A 1,312-nucleotide genomic window follows, 5' to 3' on the forward strand; every position below is an offset into this window, starting at 1 on the left:
CGCATCCGCGAGGGCAAGCGCCTGACGCTGCTGGGCCTCCACCCGGTGGACTACTGCGAGAAGACCGACCTCGTCTTCCTGCGCCGCCAGACGCTCCCCTACCACCCCAACGGGATGCGCCTGACGGCCTACGGCGAGGGCGAGGCGGAGCTCGCGAGCAAGGTGTACTACTCGGTGGGCGGCGGCTTCGTCGTCAATGAGGAAGCCGCCGGCGCGGACCGCATCGTCGAGGACGCGACCGAGTTGCCGTACCCCTTCCACAGCGCCGACCAGCTCCTCACCCAGTGCGCGGTGAACGAGCTCTCCATCAGCCAGCTGATGCTCGAGAACGAGAAGGCGTGGAGGAGCGAAGCCGAGACGAGGAACGGCCTGCTGCACATCTGGAAGGTGATGCAGGCCTGCGTGCGCCGCGGCTGCGAGATCGAAGGCACGCTGCCCGGCGGCATGAAGGTCAAGCGCCGCGCGGCCGAGATGTACCGCAAGCTCGCAAACGCCCCCGAAGCGAGCCTGCGCGACCCGCTCACCACGATGGACTGGGTGAATCTCTACGCGCTCGCGGTGAACGAAGAGAACGCCGCGGGCGGGCGCATCGTGACGGCCCCCACCAACGGCGCGGCCGGCATCATCCCCGCGGTGCTGCACTACTACTACCGCTTCATCCCCGGCGCGACCGAGGACGGCGTCGTGCGCTTCCTCGCCACCGCCGCCGCGATCGGCATCCTGTTCAAGGAGAACGCCTCCATCTCGGGCGCCGAAGTGGGCTGCCAGGGCGAGGTCGGCGTCGCGTGCTCGATGGCCGCCGGCGCGCTGACCGAAGTCATGGGCGGCACCCCCGAGCAGGTCGAGAACGCCGCCGAGATCGGCATGGAGCACAACCTCGGCCTCACCTGCGACCCGGTGGGCGGGCTCGTGCAGGTGCCGTGCATCGAGCGCAACGCGATGGGCTCGATCAAGGCGATCAACGCCGCGCGCATGGCGCTCAGGGGCGACGGCAAGCACTTCGTGTCGCTCGACAAGGTGATCAAGACCATGCGCGACACCGGTCGCGACATGAAGGACAAATACAAGGAGACGTCGCGCGGGGGACTCGCCGTGAACGTCATCGAATGCTGAAGACGAGGAGATAGGACATGCAGCATTACTCGGGATTCGGGCTCGTCAAGCACGCGCTCACCTACCACGAGAACTGGCAGCGCGCGTGGCGCAATCCGACGCCGAAGAAGAAGTACGACATCGTGATCGTCGGCGGCGGCGGCCATGGTCTCGCCACCGCCTACTACCTCGCCAAGGAACACGGCATCACCAACGTCGC

At 67.5% G+C, this 1,312-nt stretch carries 1 protein-coding gene and 1 pseudogene; both read left to right on the plus strand.

The annotated features are described in order from the left end of the window. The coding region (locus tag GO615_RS27660; RefSeq protein WP_169133050.1) for an L-serine ammonia-lyase at positions 1-1,113 on the plus strand (1,113 nt) is incomplete at its 5' end. Between the two features lie 17 nt (positions 1,114-1,130). After that, positions 1,131-1,312, plus strand: a pseudogene (locus tag GO615_RS27665) (sarcosine oxidase subunit beta); the annotation flags it as partial.

This window comes from Aromatoleum evansii (genome assembly GCF_012910805.1).
Lineage (GTDB): Bacteria > Pseudomonadota > Gammaproteobacteria > Burkholderiales > Rhodocyclaceae > Aromatoleum > Aromatoleum evansii.